The organism is Crocosphaera sp., from assembly GCF_030064895.1.
Classification (GTDB): domain Bacteria; phylum Cyanobacteriota; class Cyanobacteriia; order Cyanobacteriales; family Microcystaceae; genus Crocosphaera.
In genome coordinates, this window is sequence record NZ_JASJEB010000061.1 from 1 (window position 1) to 17,804 (window position 17,804).

Annotated in this window: 15 protein-coding genes and 1 CRISPR repeat array; of the genes, 1 reads left to right on the forward strand and 14 read right to left on the reverse strand. The window is 34.7% G+C overall.

Going from position 1 to position 17,804, the window contains the following annotated elements; all coding sequences use genetic code 11:
• Positions 1–4 precede the first annotated feature (4 nt).
• Positions 5–697: a CRISPR direct-repeat array (repeat unit 37 nt; unit sequence GTTTCAATCCCTCATAAGGATTAATAATAGTTGAAAC).
• A 236-nt stretch (positions 698–933) separates the two neighbouring features.
• The 11 genes from cas2 to cas3 form a co-directional block, all read right to left on the reverse strand.
• Positions 934–1,206: a CRISPR-associated endonuclease Cas2 gene (gene cas2 / locus QNJ66_RS14250; protein ID WP_300508029.1), complete on the reverse strand. Its 273-nt coding sequence runs from the start codon at positions 1,204–1,206 to the stop codon at positions 934–936.
• Positions 1,207–1,251: 45 nt separating this feature from the next.
• On the reverse strand, positions 1,252–2,256 hold the full coding sequence (gene cas1d / locus QNJ66_RS14255) for a type I-D CRISPR-associated endonuclease Cas1d (protein WP_300508031.1): 1,005 nt from the start codon (positions 2,254–2,256) through the stop codon (positions 1,252–1,254).
• Positions 2,257–2,298: 42 nt separating this feature from the next.
• Positions 2,299–2,886 carry a CRISPR-associated protein Cas4 gene (gene cas4 / locus QNJ66_RS14260; protein WP_300508033.1) on the reverse strand — a complete coding sequence of 196 codons (588 nt, stop codon included), beginning with the start codon at positions 2,884–2,886 and terminating at the stop codon, positions 2,299–2,301.
• Positions 2,887–2,946: 60 nt separating this feature from the next.
• A complete protein-coding gene (gene cas6 / locus QNJ66_RS14265) occupies positions 2,947–3,768 on the reverse strand; it encodes a CRISPR-associated endoribonuclease Cas6 (RefSeq protein WP_300508035.1) in 822 nt (273 codons plus the stop codon).
• A gap of 194 nt (positions 3,769–3,962) precedes the next feature.
• Complete coding sequence (gene cas5d, locus QNJ66_RS14270) at positions 3,963–4,682, reverse strand: type I-D CRISPR-associated protein Cas5/Csc1 (RefSeq protein WP_300508037.1); 720 nt, start codon at positions 4,680–4,682, stop codon at positions 3,963–3,965.
• 57 nt (positions 4,683–4,739) lie between these two features.
• Complete coding sequence (cas7d, locus tag QNJ66_RS14275; RefSeq protein ID WP_300508039.1) at positions 4,740–5,780, reverse strand: type I-D CRISPR-associated protein Cas7/Csc2; 1,041 nt, start codon at positions 5,778–5,780, stop codon at positions 4,740–4,742.
• Between the two features lie 95 nt (positions 5,781–5,875).
• Positions 5,876–9,376, reverse strand: coding sequence for a type I-D CRISPR-associated protein Cas10d/Csc3 (gene cas10d, locus QNJ66_RS14280; RefSeq protein ID WP_300508040.1), 3,501 nt, complete (start codon positions 9,374–9,376; stop codon positions 5,876–5,878).
• A gap of 5 nt (positions 9,377–9,381) precedes the next feature.
• Positions 9,382–9,804, reverse strand: coding sequence for a DUF86 domain-containing protein (locus QNJ66_RS14285; RefSeq protein ID WP_300508041.1), 423 nt, complete (start codon positions 9,802–9,804; stop codon positions 9,382–9,384).
• A gap of 3 nt (positions 9,805–9,807) precedes the next feature.
• Entirely contained in the window at positions 9,808–10,254 is a 447-nt protein-coding gene (locus tag QNJ66_RS14290; RefSeq protein ID WP_300508042.1) for a nucleotidyltransferase domain-containing protein, read from the reverse strand.
• 236 nt (positions 10,255–10,490) lie between these two features.
• Positions 10,491–10,676: a hypothetical protein gene (locus tag QNJ66_RS14295; RefSeq protein ID WP_300508043.1), complete on the reverse strand. Its 186-nt coding sequence runs from the start codon at positions 10,674–10,676 to the stop codon at positions 10,491–10,493.
• A 263-nt stretch (positions 10,677–10,939) separates the two neighbouring features.
• Complete coding sequence (gene cas3 / locus QNJ66_RS14300; RefSeq protein ID WP_300508044.1) at positions 10,940–13,129, reverse strand: type I-D CRISPR-associated helicase Cas3'; 2,190 nt, start codon at positions 13,127–13,129, stop codon at positions 10,940–10,942.
• Positions 13,130–13,241: 112 nt separating this feature from the next.
• Here cas3 and QNJ66_RS14305 point away from each other — a divergent pair, with 112 nt between their 5' ends.
• Positions 13,242–14,099, forward strand: a complete 858-nt coding sequence (locus QNJ66_RS14305; RefSeq protein ID WP_300508045.1) for a WYL domain-containing protein — start codon at positions 13,242–13,244, stop codon at positions 14,097–14,099.
• 150 nt (positions 14,100–14,249) lie between these two features.
• On the opposite strand, the gene QNJ66_RS14310 is transcribed toward QNJ66_RS14305, so the two are convergent.
• From QNJ66_RS14310 to QNJ66_RS14320, 3 genes are all read right to left on the reverse strand, one after another.
• Positions 14,250–14,618: a response regulator gene (locus QNJ66_RS14310; RefSeq protein WP_300508046.1), complete on the reverse strand. Its 369-nt coding sequence runs from the start codon at positions 14,616–14,618 to the stop codon at positions 14,250–14,252.
• 369 nt (positions 14,619–14,987) lie between these two features.
• Complete coding sequence (gene rpsU, locus QNJ66_RS14315; RefSeq protein ID WP_007307443.1) at positions 14,988–15,170, reverse strand: 30S ribosomal protein S21; 183 nt, start codon at positions 15,168–15,170, stop codon at positions 14,988–14,990.
• A gap of 120 nt (positions 15,171–15,290) precedes the next feature.
• Positions 15,291–17,453 carry an IMS domain-containing protein gene (locus QNJ66_RS14320; protein WP_300508047.1) on the reverse strand — a complete coding sequence of 721 codons (2,163 nt, stop codon included), beginning with the start codon at positions 17,451–17,453 and terminating at the stop codon, positions 15,291–15,293.
• Positions 17,454–17,804 lie beyond the last annotated feature (351 nt).

Consider the following 17,804-nt stretch of genomic DNA (forward strand, 5'->3'; position numbering starts at 1 on the left):
TGCTGTTTCAATCCCTCATAAGGATTAATAATAGTTGAAACTTAGTGTCGCTAATCTTCATAAGAAAAAGTAATGTTTCAATCCCTCATAAGGATTAATAATAGTTGAAACAAGATATCTTGTAATTCTTCATCGGTTATTTTGTCAGTTTCAATCCCTCATAAGGATTAATAATAGTTGAAACCAAAATTTCACCATGAAAGCTTTAGTTCGGGATCGGTTTCAATCCCTCATAAGGATTAATAATAGTTGAAACGAGCAAAGTTACACCGTTCCTTTCGGAACAGACGGCACGAAGTTTCAATCCCTCATAAGGATTAATAATAGTTGAAACATGAGTGGCCCAATTCCTTCCCAGAAAGGGATAAGTTTCAATCCCTCATAAGGATTAATAATAGTTGAAACTCAGGAGGAGAAGAAGGAGGCGGTGGATTATCCTGAGCAACGTTTCAATCCCTCATAAGGATTAATAATAGTTGAAACAATTGCCCAAATAAAGAAGGAAGCAACGATAGCAGGTTTCAATCCCTCATAAGGATTAATAATAGTTGAAACCAGATAGTTTTTCATGATTATCTAATAATTTCTCATGTTTCAATCCCTCATAAGGATTAATAATAGTTGAAACATTACTACAAAATATATTATTTTAATTCTTAAGTTTCAATCCCTCATAAGGATTAATAATAGTTGAAACTGCGGTACACTGAAAGCCATATATTATGCGGTTTTCAAGGTACGTTTGCGCTTCTGACTCAAAAAACTGGACTTGACGCATATCAATCATAACATAAAATCGCTGAAACCCTGATTGTGACTGGTGCGCTTGAGGTTGATATAGGAAAACAGTATTCTTAGCTTTGCCTAATCAGGGTTTGACGGTGTTTTGATGGGTGAATCAAATTCTACACCTACCCTAAAGCGCAAAAATGCTCAAACGACAAAAATAGTATTATCCCTTGGCATTTCTCCACCAATACGTTCAATTTTACCTTGACAACACTTACAAAGAAAGTAAAAACGAATACTATCAGTATCAGCTTCAATTAATTTACTTAAACGTTGTCTGAGCTTAGCATATTGAGTTTCAGTTAAATCACATTCAAAAATACTATATTGTACCCATTGGCCATAAGATTTCAGGATGCTATGAATTTTAGTTCGGCGTTTATTTTCAGTGATATCGTAACTAACTAGAACAAACATAATAGTTTATAGTGAATAGTTGATGGTGAATAGTTAGGAGAAATATTATTTAAGAATTAATGGAGGATATTTATCCGTTTCTCCCATAAGATATTTAGCCATTAGGCGAGCTTGCCATTCAAAAGATTCTTGATAAGTACATTGTCTTTTAAAAACGGGATGTTTGAATTTTGCTTGTTTCTTTTGTTCATAAAGTCTTAAAAATTTTTTTAAACTTTCTTTGTTTAGGAAAACAGCTTTACTGACAGATTCTTGTTCAAAATCTTCAGGTTTAAGAAGTTCATGATTAATGATATTCAGAACAACCGCATCAACAATCAAAGGACGAAATTCCTCCATCAAATCTAAAGCTAAAGAAGGACGACCATAACGTTCAACGTGCAAATAACCCAAATAAGGATCAAATCCAACAATATTAATAGCACTTTGAATATCATGACGCAGTAAAGAATATCCTAAACTAAGTAAAGCATTAATCGGGTCAGTAGGTGGGCGACGATTTCTATGAGTAAATTGAAAATTTCTGTTAGTAATTAACTGATCAAAACTACCAAAATAAGCAGCACTACCGGCCCCTTCTAAACCTCTTAAGGAATTAATAGAAGTCGTTTCGTTAATAGGAGCGATCGCTTGTTCAATTGTAGTAATACTTTTACTGAGATCAAGATGTTCATGATTACGTTGACGACGCATCAAACTATTACGATAGTTTTTGAGTTTACCCCTAACAAAACCTTGAACTAAATGAATCGCTTGCTCCGATTCACCAGCAGCTTGCCATTGAGCTTTTCTAACAAAAATGTTCTTAGTAACTTCAGGTTCAAGTCTTCCTAAATACTTTCCTGTTGCCGTTAGAAAACTCAGAGGAATATGTCTTTCTAACATTTCTCTAACAACAGCTGGTGATACCGTTGCACGTCCTAAAATAACAACACCATCGACCTTTAATAAAGGAATATCTAACAGCTTTTTCTTATCAGCTTTGATAACCAAACGTTCATCAGTTTTGCCGATGAAAGCATCTTCTTGTGTAATGTAAGCAGTACCCATTTTAGTTAATAGTGAATAGTGAATAATTGATAATTTATCGGTTTAACTTTCTTCTCGATAAGTTTTGACTTTTTTGACAGCTTGAGGTAAACAATAAGTATAAAGACTACAGCCTTTACATCGTTTTGTATAATTAGCTTGAGGCATTTTGCCAGTTGTCATCATGGTTTGAATAGCATTAATAGTCATGATAGTTTGTTGTCGTAAAGATTCAGAAATAGGGACTTCTTGACGTTGATGAGAATGAGCATAATAAATATATCCTGTATTAATAGATTGTCCTGTCATTTCTTCTAAACAAAAAGCTTGAGCGCAAACTTGTAATTCATCATTATCCCATTGACCTTTTTTCCCTCTTTTATATTCAATGGGATAAAGTTGACCATCAATTTTTTCAATTAAGTCTGATTTACCGATAAGTCGATAACGTTCAGACTTCAACCAAATTGCCCTAATTTGATAAGTTTCACCTCGATTTTCTTCACTATTTGTATGAACTCGTTCATGCAAAGTCGTTCCTTCAATGGTATATTGATTATCAATGAATTCCGAAGCACAAAACATCAGCCAACAACGATGATGACAATAAGCGTAATGGTTAAGAGAAGCAATGGGAATATAGTCTGTCATGATAGTTAATTGTTAATTAATAAAAAGATAATTATAGAAGTTTTATACTCAACAGAAAGTTTAATTAATAAGTCTTCTTGTCATTCCCATTCCCATAGTTGTTTTCCGTCCAACGCCACAATAAAGTGCATAATCAGCTAACACATTAAAGTGTTTTATTTGTAAACAGGCAACCTCTCCTAATAGTCGATATTGAACATTGCCAATACAACCAATAAACTTACTACGATAATCGGTAAAAATTTCAGTTTTAATGTCAAAATAACTAGGAAATAAACTATCTATTTTTAGGTCAGTTATTTTAGTACTACTATACTTATTCCATCTGTTTAAGAGACTTTTAAATACTGATTCAGGAGTAGGAAAAGGAGTATCATATTTTCCTTGACGAAAAGCAGTAGGGGTAGCAAAAATGAATTTAAAAGTTCGTTCTGTTTCTGAACCTTGTTCATATAATTGTTGATAAGGACAAGCATTTGCCCAAGGTTGAGTTGATTGAGGAGTGCCTAAAATGCTAGTAATTTGTAAATCTGCTGACCCTAAATGCCAAGGTTGATAAGGATTAAGATTTAGCCATAATTGAGTTAATTGACCAAATAATGTGTCATCTAATAAAGAGACTCGAAACCAACAAGAAGCACCAGGAGAAATTGATTTATCGTGAGTCCATTTTAGATTGTTATGATTACCATTTTTTCTTGTTATTTGTAAAGGAGAAAGACTAAATGCTTTATCCGATTGTGAATGGTGTAAGCTGTTTCCTAATTGTTGATCAACATGACTAACTAAAGTGAGAAAAAGTGCGTGTATATGTCTCCCCTTGAGGTAAATAGGTGAAATAGGAGATAAAGGAGTGAAGTTAATGATTAGACTATGAGGCATTTTAGTTGATAGTTGATGGTTAATATAGCACTTCTCATGCTTGTGAGGTACAGAGGTTATCGCTTTGAGGCAGGAGGCAGGGGGCAAGAGTTAGGTGTACCTCATGAGTCCGAGAAACGCTATAGTTAATAGTTAATAATTGAGAATATTAATTTCTTATGTCTTGATTAAGCTATTATTCATATTGATTTACATCAAGAAAATCGATATTCCATATCGACAGGAAGATTAAGTTTTTTATAATATTTACCATTCATAGTTACATTATGAATTAGACTAACAGGAGGCATATTAATCACATCGTAACTAATAACTTTATTTGTAAACATAATATCTAGAGGATTAAGCATATAAGGAAAAGTAAATTGACCCTGGGTTTCTTGAAGACCCTCTAATTTTTCTAAACTAATTTCTGCTTTACTCATCCATTTACCAAGACGAATAAATTTAGGTATTTTCCAGGACCAATTATTGTTATTATTATCTTTTTTTAGAGTTTCTTTTGATAATATAAAACATTCAAATTTGCTTTCCGGTGCAATTTCTTTAGTTCTTCCAAAACTAGGTATATTTTTCTGCGTTTTCTCCATTTTAACATGATAATTATTATTAGCATATTTCCAGGTATTCAGAACTGTACTATGAGAAATTGAACGTCCAGGAGTTACATAAATTCCCTTTTCATTCAGTTTAGTTAAATGTGCTTCATATTTAGGGATTTGAGTAGAACAAAAATAACGATAAGAGTCTTCTTCTGAGACAGTTGTTCCATAGGTTTCATTATCTACTAATCCCAAGGCATAACACAAAGCATAATTATGTAAAATAGGTTCAGTTTCATAAAGTCTTCCTATTTCACGAGTGGCAAAATAAAGACTATCATGGAGTTCAATTTGGCAGCGATAAACATTCATGGTTAATAGTTAATAGTTGATAGTAGGGTGGGCAATGCCCACCTAAACCTTAATCAATTAAATGTTACTTTTGGCTTTTTTCTTCTCAATGTGTTTCTTAAAATATGATTTAGCTTCTTCATTGGCTTTATTAAGAATAGATTTAATACCTTCTTCTGTCCTAGTTAAAGCTTTAACTTCATTTAGTAAAGGTTGAAAATCCTCTCCAATAAAATCAGTATGAACGATAAATTCATCTGACATTAATTCTTGAATTGCTTGAGTTGCTTTATTTATAACTAAATCTTCCTCTAAGGGATCAATTGACTGTACAATATCTTCAGGAATTAGATCATAAATACCTTGAGTCCAACGCAAATTACTGACAATTTCTCCATCGGCACAAATAATACCTAATAATTCATTTCTCACTCGTCCTGTACGGGTTGTTTGTGCGCCATAATGACGAGTTCGTAGAATATTATTAAATACATATAAAAATCCAGCTTCTGTCGGATCTGTTAAAGTAATAATACTAGGAAAAAACACTTGAGGACGAATATGATCTTGTTGATTAATTCGAGAAGTTGTAGTTCCAATTTCTCCATCTAACTTTCCTTTAGTCTTGCCTTTTGCCAGTTCTTTCTTTTCTCCTTTTGCACTCATTGTCCCATTTTCATAGGGTGCATTTAGAGTAAAGGTTTCATGAGAATTATCAAATGATGTAATAGAATAAGCGGTATCTACTACAACTTTTGATTTTTCTGAACCAGAATCACCAATAGCAAAACCGTAAATAATACAATCAGGATTATTCATTGCAAAACGAACGTTATATTCACATTCTTCTGCTGTCATAAAGCCATAATTTCGTAATAATTCTCGACCAACCAAACGTTCTGGGGTTGATTGTTTGCGTTTGAACATTGACAGACGACTGATAGGAGTTTTCTTCTCAATTCCAGCACGAACTTTTGCTTTATTTAACTCTTCATCTGTTTGGAATAAAGGATAAGATTCGGTGACGCGAATTGTGAGAAAGTGAACATATTTTCCCATAGGTTTATAAGGTATCTCACTATGAAAAAATTTAGGATCAATTGTTTTGAGTAAGCACATGATGTTGTCTCCGTAAAATGAATAGAATTGACACAAAAGTATTTAGGTTAGGGAAAGCTTAATAGAGTTAAAAACTTAAGGAATAATTTTCATGATTATTCCTCCTCTGACTCTGAATTATTAGAACTTTTAGAAGTCTTTGTCTCTCCATTAGCTTTACGTTTTTGATAGTTTTTATCATCTTCTAAACGATAAAGAAACTCACAGGTATCACGAATAATATTAAGTTGACGACCAGCTAAACGTGCGCGATCGCCCCCAAAAGCATTTTGAAAAACATCTCTTACAAAGTAGGTAGAAAATTCCATGATTTTTTGTCGTTCTTTGTCTCGTTCTTTCCCTGAAAATATCCAGCGTCCTTCTGCTGTACTAGAATGAACTCGATCCATTAATTTAGAGATTCTTGCTGCAACTAAATGTATTAAAGCCTCTCCTGAACAAATGGAATTATCTGCATTTAAAATAATACTTGCAGCTTCATCAATGGGTTTAAGAATGGCATTTGCTTTCATGGGATAACCTGATTTAGCACGATAAAATTCACGGTATAATAAGGTTAAATTAAGAGGATGATTGAGAGGTGACTTGGACTCTTTAGAATCAGTTAAAGGTAAATTGTTTTCATTTAACATGATAAATTTCTCCTTATTAGGATTAAATTGAATATAAGGATCAAAGCAGGGGTAAAAGTCATAAGCATAAAGCTTAATTTTTCTGATACTTGGTGACTCTATATTTTTTCCTCTTGCTATTTTTTTCAGGTAAGAAAAGACATATAAAGGACTGGTTTCCAAGTCTTTAGCGAGTTCAGCTAATTTTCCCCAATTGGGATCATATCCTCCTTTTCCTTGTTTAGAATTAACATCAAGGTGAATGGTATAAGCAGCAGTTAAAGCATTTAAAGGTGCAGAATTATTTTGCTTATTTTCTGGGTTTTGATAATTTTCTAAGATATAATCTAATCGAAATTTATCCTGTTTTAAGAGTGCCTTAAATGCTTGAGGTGCGCTATCTAAAAAGACTGTTTCAGGAAAGTCTGAACCTTCTTTAAAAGGAGGAATAGGAGATTCAGATACAACCACTTTGATATCTAAAATCATGGGAAATGCTAACCCTAACCATGCCGGCATAATCCATGATTCTGTGTCAGTAGTTTTATTATCTTTTCCCTTTATTTCTGGCGGTAATGCCATAAAATAAAAGGTGAGAGGTTGATCTTCGGGATAAGAAAGTTTAAATATTTTATTTTTTCTGGTTGTATCCTCCAGATGAAAAATATCTAAATTTTGATAATTTTCAAGAGTCAAGTTAGCGGTTTGTTCTTTGTCAACAAAATGATTCCGAATCCCTGTATCAAAACGAGATTGTCTTATTGTTTCATAAGCTTGATGCAAAAAAGTATTCGTTTCTGGGGTACAATAATAAGTGGGATATAAGTAGAGATAACGATATTTAGTTTCTTCAAAATTTTTCCCACTTGATGCAGTTTGACTCATTAAAATTTGTCGTAACATCATTTCAATTCCAGCAATACTATCAATATTTCTTTTAGCATTTGATCCTCCCAACATTTGTTTATTGGTATAAACTTGAGGCGTGAATAAAACAGAAGATTCCATTTGTTCAGTTACTGTATAAGCAGAATGAGAAATTGAGCAGATTAGTTGTTTTCCTCTTCCTGATTTTTTAGCCAGTTGATAACGTTTTAGTTCTTCTAAAAACTTATCAGGTGAGATATTGTTTGTCTCTTGGTTGGGTAACATAATAACTCGTTTTACCCATTCCCGTAAATCGTCCCAACCATCAGGAAGATCATAATTTTCTAAGATAGGATTAATCTTTTGAATCAGATGAATTAATAATTTTTTACAGAGAGGTTTCACATCTTCAATTCCTTGATTATGTTCTAAATATTTAGCAGCTAAATAATACCATTCAAGGGGTAAACCTCCTGTATTTCCTTTAATTTTATGTTCTTTAAGAGTTTCATTAATCCGTTCAATTTCTCGAATAGCAGGTAAATAGTCAGATAAGTCCCAAAACTGAATAACTTCATCGATTAAATTTAGTTTGGGAGGTTTAGGTAAGTCTTTATTTTGTTTACAATTCTTCTCAATTTCATTTAACTTAACTACCCAAATTTTACGACTAATTAAATCACAAAATTCTGCTATTCTATCAATATTAGGATTATCCCCGAATTCAAAATTATAGTTTTTAGATAAAATTTTTTGTTGTTGAAATTTCTGTAAAGTTTCACTTCTAGCTTTAGAAACAGGCTTTTTATTATCGTTTAGAATATTGAAAGTTGCATTTAATCCTACTTCCATAAGTTCAGAAGTATTAAAGAAAAGGTTATAGTAGTCTGCATATTTTATTCCTTTTCCATCACGGTTAAAACCAGTATATCTAATCCGTAATTTTTCTGCGCAAAGGGATTTCATTTTCTGAATTACTTTATTAGGAATGTTATCTAAAGAAATAGGTGGCGCATTTTTATAGGTTAAATATATAACTCCTGTAGGCAAATATAAAATCGGTTTATAATATTGACAATCATCTAAATTCATTCCTATATATTCATCAATCAGTGCATTATTAAGGATGTTGGTTAAAACCCCTCTATTTTCAGCAATATTATGATAGGTTAATTTTAATTGGCGATCGCTTAATCGTCCTAAAATATTATCTAAACTTGTACTTAACGCATCTTGAGGATGTTTAATAATAGAAGATAAGCGATCTGCTAAACAAGCTAAACTTGTTAATGATACTAATTTTTTTCGGTGTTCAAGTAATTTAGGAGACAACCCATTATATTCTGAAAAGTTCCAGTTAGTATCCCAACGGGTTTGAGTGTTATAAGCTATAGTTAAAAAATCATCTATATATTCTTTATAAGCTTCTGGATCACTGGGATTAATAAAATAATCTAAGCGAAGTTGACGAATAATTATATCAAGAATTTCTTTATGTTTTTGTATTAAATTTTCTTCATCTTCTTGATTAGATGATTTACGAATGTATTCAATATTTTTATACTTTTCTGGCATTTCAGGAAAGCGATCATAATTAAATTTCTCGAAATCATGTAAAATAAATCCAGCTATACCAATTCGTCTTTCTAATTCTTTAATACAACGTTTAATAGTTGTATTAAGTTTTTCTAATTCTTGTTCAATGAAATTAGCGGCAAATAAACCATTAAGAATATGGGTATTAAGTGATTGATCTTCCAATGCGTTTACATTCTTTCCTTCAGCTAATTGTTTTTCAATGAATTTACCTCCTTTTGCTGTTACTCCAATGGTTGCTTTTAAGAAGGGAGGTAACACATATTCAGCAAAATCTCTCATTACTGGATCATTTTTGTTTTCTTTAATAATAGAGTCTTTAAATAGCTTAAAAGGAATCCATTCTTTTTGAGAACTATCATCGTCTATATCTGGAGTAGGATCAGGAAGCTCATCATAATCGTCGTTGTAATCTTCATCGTCATAATTATCGTCAAATGGTTGACTATTCATCATTGTTTCTTCATCAAATAAACTTAACTGTTGAATGTTTTGGTTTTTGTTGTGAGATTTTTTAGCCATAATAGTTATTCCAAAGAATCTAAGTAAGTGGTAATTTCTTTGATATAAAGAGTATATTGAGTTAAAGCTTTAGGAAAAGATTGATAAACAATTATATTATCAATTTCTTCATATTGATGAACTAAACGATTACGCATTCCTGCTGATTGTGCCAATTTTCGAGATAGTTCTAAACTAATTATTCCTTGTTTTCCTGCTTCAATGAAAGAATCATAATAAGTCGATGGTGTAATATTATGTAACTGTAATAGCAGATAACTATTAATATCTGAAGCAGCTTCTACTAATAATTGAATTAGTCTTTCAGCAATTAACTGATAATCGAAGTTATCAAGATAGTCTGGTAAAGTGATTGATTCAAACTTTTGAAAACGATCTATATACTTTATCATCAATGTTAATCTAGTTGTAATAATTTCTCTTTCCATTTTTTATAATCCTCTTTGCTGTAACCATAAGTAAATGCTTTGCTTTTCTGCTTGACGAAATTGAGCAGTATCAGCGTATTTTTTCCATGCTTGAATCCTAAATTTAATAAATTGACCTAAACTAGATTCATAAATAAGTTGACCATTTTTAGCTACTTGATAGCCAACTAAAGGAGAACAATGATTGAGATTGACCACATCAATCCTATCACTATTAATCTTAAAAATATCTCCTAATATCAAAGGTATCTCTAATTCTTTCCAAGCATCGCCTTTTAGATAGTCTTCTTTTAAGGTTTCATCATACAAAACTGCAAAATCCCAGTCACTCTTAGTATGAGTTTTACCTGTTGCTTGTGAACCAAATAAGACTAACATTTTAAGATAAGGTATCTTTTCTGGAAGTTGAGAAGATAGAGAGTGTAACCTATCAACTGATAAATTAATCATTGTCTTATTTCCTTAAAGTTCATTTGAGGAAGAAAAGGGAAGCTTTTATACTGTAGATATTCTATAAAATTTAGAATATAAGTTAATTAAGATTAGTGGACTTGACCAACCATTATTGGGGGTAAAGACTACCTAAGTCTGTCCTTAACTCCGCAAGCTACCTGTTAGCTTCCCTCTGGTTTTTATAGAATAGAGAAAGGTCGATGAAAATCAACTTTTCTAATCAATTAAGGTGTTTATGCTGTTTTCATTTGATAGACATAAACATTATGAGAAACTTTAATCGTTTCAATGGGACATCCATCATCATCTCTTAGAGAATCAATAGCTGAACTGAATCGATGAGTGATAGGAATTAACTCCTCTTTAGTATGAGGTTTTCCGTCAGATAAAAGTTGACGTATTTTTTCTTTCTTGCTCATATGTCCTCCTTATTAATTTTTAAATGAGCAATCTCAAAATAACATAGGTCAATTAATTAGAACAAGGGATCGCTTAAAATTTTTATAAGTTCAGACTATTTAACCGTTAAATAAGTCAAGACATAAACTGTGGTATCCTGTGTCTAGTGAAGCAAACTTACTTAAGTCCCTATGAGGGATTGAAACAAATAAGTCTGAACTTATGTGTGGAAGCTTCACGTTGATTAAACTCAAGTTAATCCCTATGAGGGATTGAAAAACCACTAACAAATCCATGATTCACTCCCTTTTGACTTAAGACGGTAAGATAAGGTATCTAATAACAATGCAGACTGTCCAAAAGCGATCGCATAGGGTGCAGTGAATTGATCCCTTCCCGTCTCGTCTATGGGGTAAATTTGGAAATGAATCGGTAATTGTAGGCTTTTTTTGACCGTTTCCACGTTATAAGGAACGATATAACAAACTAATCCCCGTTTTTTCAATTTTTTATTGATGTGATTTACCCATCGGTAACTCGGTTGATAAACGTGAATACCTTTCAACATCAAAACTTTCCAACTCTGTGCAACTTCTTGTAAATCTCCCCCATAACTAAAACGCCATTTCATCCGTTCTTCTCGATAACGATGTAACTTCATAAACCGCAAACAATAGTTAAACCGTCCTTTAGGAATGGGTTGATTCATGCGTTTTGCTGTTGCTTCCAACTGTTGCATAAATTCTACTTTGGTGATGGGTTCAACGTCTAAATTGCTTAAAATTCCTGGTAAATCATAAGTTTTAAACTTATCTAAGTCATATTCTTCTGTTAAATCATACAAACCGCATAAAAGGGAACTAGAACCCCGAAAGCTACTTGCTTCGAGTTCAATTAGACTTTTTTCTTGTCTTCCTGATAATTGTTCCCATTCTTCTCGCCATTGCTTGATACATCCCCACATTCTGCCAAAACGGGTATTAAATACCGTCTCAGATTGTTGTTTAAAGACTTCTCGACTTTCGGCAAATTGATCTCGAATGGTTTTATGATTTAGGCTAGAATAAATCGAACAAGATTGTATTCCCGACCATCGACTATAATATCCCCTAAAATCATTAATTTTGCGATATTTATCTTGAATTTGACTATGAAAGAAAGGACGATCATAGCTTCCCTCAAATTCCAAAGGGTGATCAGTTTGGGTAAAGAGTCTTTCTACCAAAAAGTTAGATGTTAAAGCATAAGCAGTAAAATTAGGGAATAAAATCGTTTTATCTTCCCTTTCATACCCGTCATGTCTTCCTAGTCGTCCTAAGCGTTGAATAAAACTTCCTGAGTCTGCTGATTCAAAAATTAAGAAATTTATCTTAAAATCCACTCCAACATCAATGGTACTCGTTCCTAAGACTAAATCTGCATTCAGAGAATCATTTTTATTACTTTGTCCCGTTAAACCCGTATTCTCTGCAACCACCAGAGGATACAAAAATTCCTCAAACTTAGGTTTCAACCGCTTAACCGAGGCAATAGAATTAAGAATGATTGCCCCTTTGCTTTGGGGATATTGACTAAAATAATTGCGTATTAATTCCCGATTTTCCCATAACCATGTCTCGGATGCGCCATAACCAGAAGTAAGGGGAACAAAAGTTAAATCAATCTCCCTTGCAACCTGTCGCCAACCCTCAGACTTTAATTGCTGTTTTTGGGCTTTTGTATCGGGAAAACGATATTTTCCTTGTTCATAGGGATTAATAATCTTATAATTAAAGCCTACCTTATCTAATCGCTCAATTAAAGCATTTTCTGGCGTTGCAGATAGAAATAAATGCTTATGATCTCTATCTGTTACACGCATTAGTAACATAGTATTGATAATACTACCTACTTGTGGCGCACTAAGAACATGAAACTCATCATGAATTAAGATGGTGAAAGTGGCATCTAGAAAACGCCAAAGCTTATCAGGAGCATCTTTAGGGGTGAGATAAGCATTTCTATGTAAATAGTGTAAAATATCGGGATTTGTTAAGAGAATATCTGAATTATAAACTTTGTCCAAAATAGCTTCTGCTTTTTTTATACTTTCCCTTTCTGCGTACAATTCCAATAACGCACCACTCAAACGATTAACACGGGTAAGATCATTCGGTTGAAATTGCTCTATATAACTCTTAATTTGGCTTTCCTGATCCCTTGCTAGTTCATTAGTTGGGTAAAGTCCCATTGAATAGCGAATACATCCATTTCCTTGTTCTCCCTGCATTGCATCTAAATAAGCAGACAGACTTTTACCATCTCCTGTCATCGCTGTATTAACAATGACATCAATATTAGGATCTTGTAAGGCTTTCCACGTTTCCAACTGATGCCACGATAATCGCCATTTTTTAGGCAATTTCAGCGAATTAGGAACATTTTCGGCTGGACAAGAATAAACTGGTTTCAAATTGACACTATAGAGAGTCATCGATTTTTCCTTACAAACTGTACCGAGTTACTTGCTATATCCATTATGCTCAGGCAAAATAGAAATGTAAATAGTATTTACTGACTTTTTTAAATAAAGTATACGTACACTTATGGGAAGGAAAGGAGAATCGATCACCCTATCAATTAGGGAACAGGATAAAAAGCAACTAGAAGCTTTAGCAGACTCTTATGGAATGACTTGGGGAGATAAACCCAATATTTCCCGACTAATGAAAGCGATCGCCCAAGGTAAATTACGCATTGCGCCTAATCATGATTGGACACAAGAACGTATTAGAGCATTAGACACTGCGAGAAAAGCGTTGATTGATGCAGGGAAAATGGACGAAGCTATTGAAATGGCAAAAATGCTACAAGAGCGTAGTGAGTTAACTATTCCCTTTCAACGGGAAATTTATAACTTTTTAGAATCGCCTCAACCATCTTGGCGACAAAAAATAGACAATTTTATCCGTCGTCAACAACCGTTTTGCTTGACATACCAAGATGCAAGGGAAGTTAACTGGCAATTCACCGTCCGTTTTGCTGTTGTTCAATTCATAGAGAAGCGACAATATTTAGTCTGTCGTACTGATGAATCGGAAGGCAATCAAGACATACCGGAATTATCCCATAATTGGACATTACGATTAGATCGAATTGAAGATGCTACTGTTGCGCCTATTAACACACCTTGGTTAGATAATTTAGAACTTATTGAAGTGTCTTTTGAGTTAAGAGAAGGACTGGTATTTGCTTATCGAAGTAAGCCAAATGACTTAAACATAGAAGATATTGAAGGGACACAACCAAAAAGAAAAGTTACAAGACAGATTTTCAATACCTTTTGGTTCTTTCGTGAAATTGCTTCTTATTATGGTGATTGTGTAATTATTGAACCTGAAAATGTACGCCTTCGTTATCTTGAGAAAATCAAATGTTTATGTGATCAATATGAAGTCCAATAGCCCTTTCATCCAAGGTATTTCTTTATTTTTAGCTAATTGAGAGCAAAGTTCTCGGATATCACTACGATTTGTCCTCTTGTTATCCATCCAATAAAGGAGGCAATAATTACCCGCAAATTGTCCCATTAATCATGTACTCAATCGCTTCTCCTAAGAGTTTCGTAGTAATTGTTTCACCGTTCCTAAGAATTCATCATGATCAAAAGGCTTGATAATATAAGCATCAGCCCCCTGTTTTAAACCCCAATAACTATCCACCTGTGTGTCTTTGGTGGAACAAAGAATTACGGGAATATTTTCCGTTTTAGGATCGCTTTTAATACTACGACAAGCCTGATAACCATTCTTTTTAGGCATTACCACATCTAGAATAATCAAATCGAAAGCTAGAGATTTCACCTTATCTAGTGCTTCATCCCCATTTACGGCGGTGGTAACAGAAAAGTTATTTGCTTTGAGTAAATCAGAAATTATTTGAAGTTGAGTAGGGCTATCATCGGCTACTAGAATTGTAGGCATAAGCAGTCACTGAAGATTGACACTCTCCTTAATTCTAGTAAGGAGATTCATAACGTATCCCAATAGGGAGTCATTATCTTGTTTTCACAAGTTCCCAGGCTCACCACGTTTCCCTATTTAGGCGCAGTGATATTTCCTTAAACCCTGCTGATTCAGGTGTTGGGCGTAAACTTTCCGAAAGTCTTTCGGTAGGTTTTAAAGTCTTGTACTGACCGTACTGATTTTACCATATTTTGCTTGCTGGCAACATTCTAGAAAATGGGATTATTTCTCAACATTGAAAAGCCCTAACTCGAGTTGGGTGGTTAGGGCCATTTTACTTCCCTAAAATGCTATGGGAAGTGTCATTAGCAAACAATATTGTTTAGTTTAGTGGCGACGGGAACGCTGTCTCCGCCGAGTCGCTTCCTTGCGCTTGCGTTTTTCTTGTGGCGTTTCAAAAAATTGGTGCTTTTTATAGTCTGTATAAATTCCAGCTTTAGCAACCTGTCGTTTAAATCGACGTAACGCGGATTCGATGGGTTCGTTTTGACCAACAACTACTTGGGTCATTATTTAACTTTACACCTCCTGTTTTGTGTGTTTTATTTTCAATCCTCGTCGGCGGGCCACCAACAAGGTTGTTAAGGTATATTTGCCCAACCTATCAATTGTAACTTACTTTGAAACATCTTAATTAATAAGATTGATTGCTTGAATTAACCAGCGATCGCCTTGACGAACCAAATCATAACGAACCCGTAAATTCTCGTTATAGGAGCTAGTCTCTCGACTTCCTTGATAATATCGGGCAGTCTCTCTAACATTGGCATCTACTACCGCTTGATTGGGATTATTAGGACTAGGATTGAAAGAATTAACCTCAACCTTGTGTTGATAAGTCCAGTAACCTTGATTTTGTTTTACTTGTTGTGCCTGTTTTTGCCATCGAGTCAGTACAGGATTGGCTAAAATTTTCTTGAGGGATGCTATCTCATGATCTTTGCCGAGGGCTTGTGACTTAGTAGTTAACCAGGTTTCTACAACTTGTTGCGCCCCTTCCTTGGTTAACATACCTGTCACCGTTACCATTTGAGCATTAGCGGCCGGAATATCGATCAAAGGTCGATGGAGAGCAACAGAGTATTGTCCTTCTTCCAGAGCGGATAAAGGAGCATTAGCTTGATTGAGCCAAGTTATTCCCATTCCGATCAATCCCACTCCGCCTAAAACTGCAACGGCCATTAAACCTAGTTTCGGGCGTAACAGATTAACTCGAGAAGGATGCCGTCTTGGAGATTCTTTGGCTAAGGGTTGAGTTGCTGGAGTGTCCTGGGCCTTAGCTGGCTTGAGGTTTGAGGATTGTTCGGAAACTGTTTCTGGTATGGGTTCAGGTTTAGGTCTTTGGGAGTTTCTCAAACGCTTACGACGACGGGCATCCCGAATATCGATAGGGGAAGGAGAGCGAACTGGTAAGGGGGGAAAGGGGTCTGAAACAGGGACAGCAGTTCCATGATTATAAGTATTATGACGGGGTGGTTGGAACTGCTCTTTTTTGTTCACTGACCGAGGTTTCGGCGCAATGGGAGTGAGTAGGCGATCAAGATAGTTTTGAACAGCTTTATCGGCAAAATAATCTTTTAAGGAGGCTTTTTTTGCTTCTAAATCCCGAAAATGTCCAAAAACTTGTGTTTGTAGCCAATGCTCACCGTAATAACACAATCCTGGCAAGAGATCAGGAGATCCTTTCGATTTTTCCTTAATAAAATTTAAAGCATCCTGATCTTGACATCTCTCTAATGCCTGTGCGGCGGCTTCGGTTTGTCCCAGTAATAAAGCGACAATGGATTGTTCGATGGACACATCTTGACGGGGTTCTAGTCCCTCAAGCACTGTTTTTGCTTCTAAGATTAAAGAGGGTTGTTTGTGGGCAAAACCCTGAGCAATAAGGGCATATACCCCTAAATAAGCTGCCACAGAAGAGGGTCGCTGCGCCTCTTCCATAAAAATATCTTTTTGTTCTTTTGCTGTTAAATAAGTGCGAATTTGCTGGATAAAGCGTAAAAAATCGTCAATCCCTAATCCAGAGCCATCGTCTCCTTTGCCATCGATTCCCTGACGCTCTTCTAACATGGATTGTAATAATTCAATCCCTGTTTGACGAGGCTTCTTATTTTTCAGGGGCAGTGCTAATAATTCTAAAATTCGATAGGGGCGAAGTTTATTTAGTTCTGTCCGAATTTCTGTTTGTATGGAGGGAAACAGGTGGTTTTTTTCCAGTAAGGCTAATCCTTGTCTTCCTGCTGAGTCCGCCCCCTCGTAGGCTTGTTGATGCCATTGTTCGCGACTAATTTCCAGATAAGCTAAAGCAATGCTTAAGAATGTGTCAGTTCGCTGCTTTGTGGCTGTATCATCGATATCTAGAGATAAGGGGGAGGTGGGGAGTGTTGATAAATAACTTTCACCGTAATTGATTACTAGCTCATATTCTCCTAATTCATGGAAAATAAGGAGACTACCAGGTAATTGCTCTGACTCAATCTCAATCTCCCAAGTCTTTGCTAAGGAACTTTTCCCTATGGCTTCTGTCTCTGACCCTGAAGAGGCTTCCTCCTCTTGCTCCTGGTAAGTAGACTGGGCTTGCCAAAATTGGGCTTCATATTTAGCTTTTTGAGTCGGATTCGATAACACACTATAGGCTTGCTCGAGCAACTGTCTACGGCCTTCTATGGCCTGGTTACTGTACTCGCGACGGGGTAACTGAACACCACGATCGCGATAAGCTTGTTGTAGTTGCTCATCTGTTGCTTGGGGAAAAATTCCTAATATCCTGTAGTAGTCTAGCGGTATGCGCACGGTTGACTTCCTCAGAGCAGGGTGACTTAACTTTATTTATTTATAATTAACAAAGATGATTATAGAAAATCATCTATGATATTTAAGGGATTTGATTATAAAATCAAAAATAGGTTTGGCAAGATTGTAACTCAAAGATTCATTTTAGTAAAAATTTTTTTTATTTGTGGTAACTTGATACACCTCACCGGAGAATACCCATTCAGTTTAAACTAGAACAGAAGGAAATTGCTTTTTCCGCAAAAGGTTCAAAAAGCTCACCTCGATCTATCATTGTAGCGACATTTTTAATTCTTGGTTAGCTTCCTTTAGTTTTTAGTTCAATTGTTCTTAAATACGGTTAGAATTGTT

Bases quoted from the DNA above. Each gene is read 5' to 3' on its own strand.
- QNJ66_RS14285 (WP_300508041.1), bottom strand. From the start codon at position 9,804: ATGGAAAGAGAAATTATTACAACTAGATTAACATTGATGATAAAGTAT.
- QNJ66_RS14290 (WP_300508042.1), bottom strand. From the start codon at position 10,254: ATGATTAATTTATCAGTTGATAGGTTACACTCTCTATCTTCTCAACTT.
- cas2 (WP_300508029.1), bottom strand. From the start codon at position 1,206: ATGTTTGTTCTAGTTAGTTACGATATCACTGAAAATAAACGCCGAACT.
- cas6 (WP_300508035.1), bottom strand. From the start codon at position 3,768: ATGCCTCATAGTCTAATCATTAACTTCACTCCTTTATCTCCTATTTCA.
- rpsU (WP_007307443.1), bottom strand. From the start codon at position 15,170: ATGACCCAAGTAGTTGTTGGTCAAAACGAACCCATCGAATCCGCGTTA.
- cas10d (WP_300508040.1), bottom strand. From the start codon at position 9,376: ATGGCTAAAAAATCTCACAACAAAAACCAAAACATTCAACAGTTAAGT.
- cas7d (WP_300508039.1), bottom strand. From the start codon at position 5,780: ATGTGCTTACTCAAAACAATTGATCCTAAATTTTTTCATAGTGAGATA.
- cas3 (WP_300508044.1), bottom strand. From the start codon at position 13,129: ATGACTCTCTATAGTGTCAATTTGAAACCAGTTTATTCTTGTCCAGCC.
- QNJ66_RS14310 (WP_300508046.1), bottom strand. From the start codon at position 14,618: ATGCCTACAATTCTAGTAGCCGATGATAGCCCTACTCAACTTCAAATA.
- cas5d (WP_300508037.1), bottom strand. From the start codon at position 4,682: ATGAATGTTTATCGCTGCCAAATTGAACTCCATGATAGTCTTTATTTT.
- QNJ66_RS14305 (WP_300508045.1), top strand. From the start codon at position 13,242: ATGGGAAGGAAAGGAGAATCGATCACCCTATCAATTAGGGAACAGGAT.
- QNJ66_RS14295 (WP_300508043.1), bottom strand. From the start codon at position 10,676: ATGAGCAAGAAAGAAAAAATACGTCAACTTTTATCTGACGGAAAACCT.
- cas1d (WP_300508031.1), bottom strand. From the start codon at position 2,256: ATGGGTACTGCTTACATTACACAAGAAGATGCTTTCATCGGCAAAACT.
- cas4 (WP_300508033.1), bottom strand. From the start codon at position 2,886: ATGACAGACTATATTCCCATTGCTTCTCTTAACCATTACGCTTATTGT.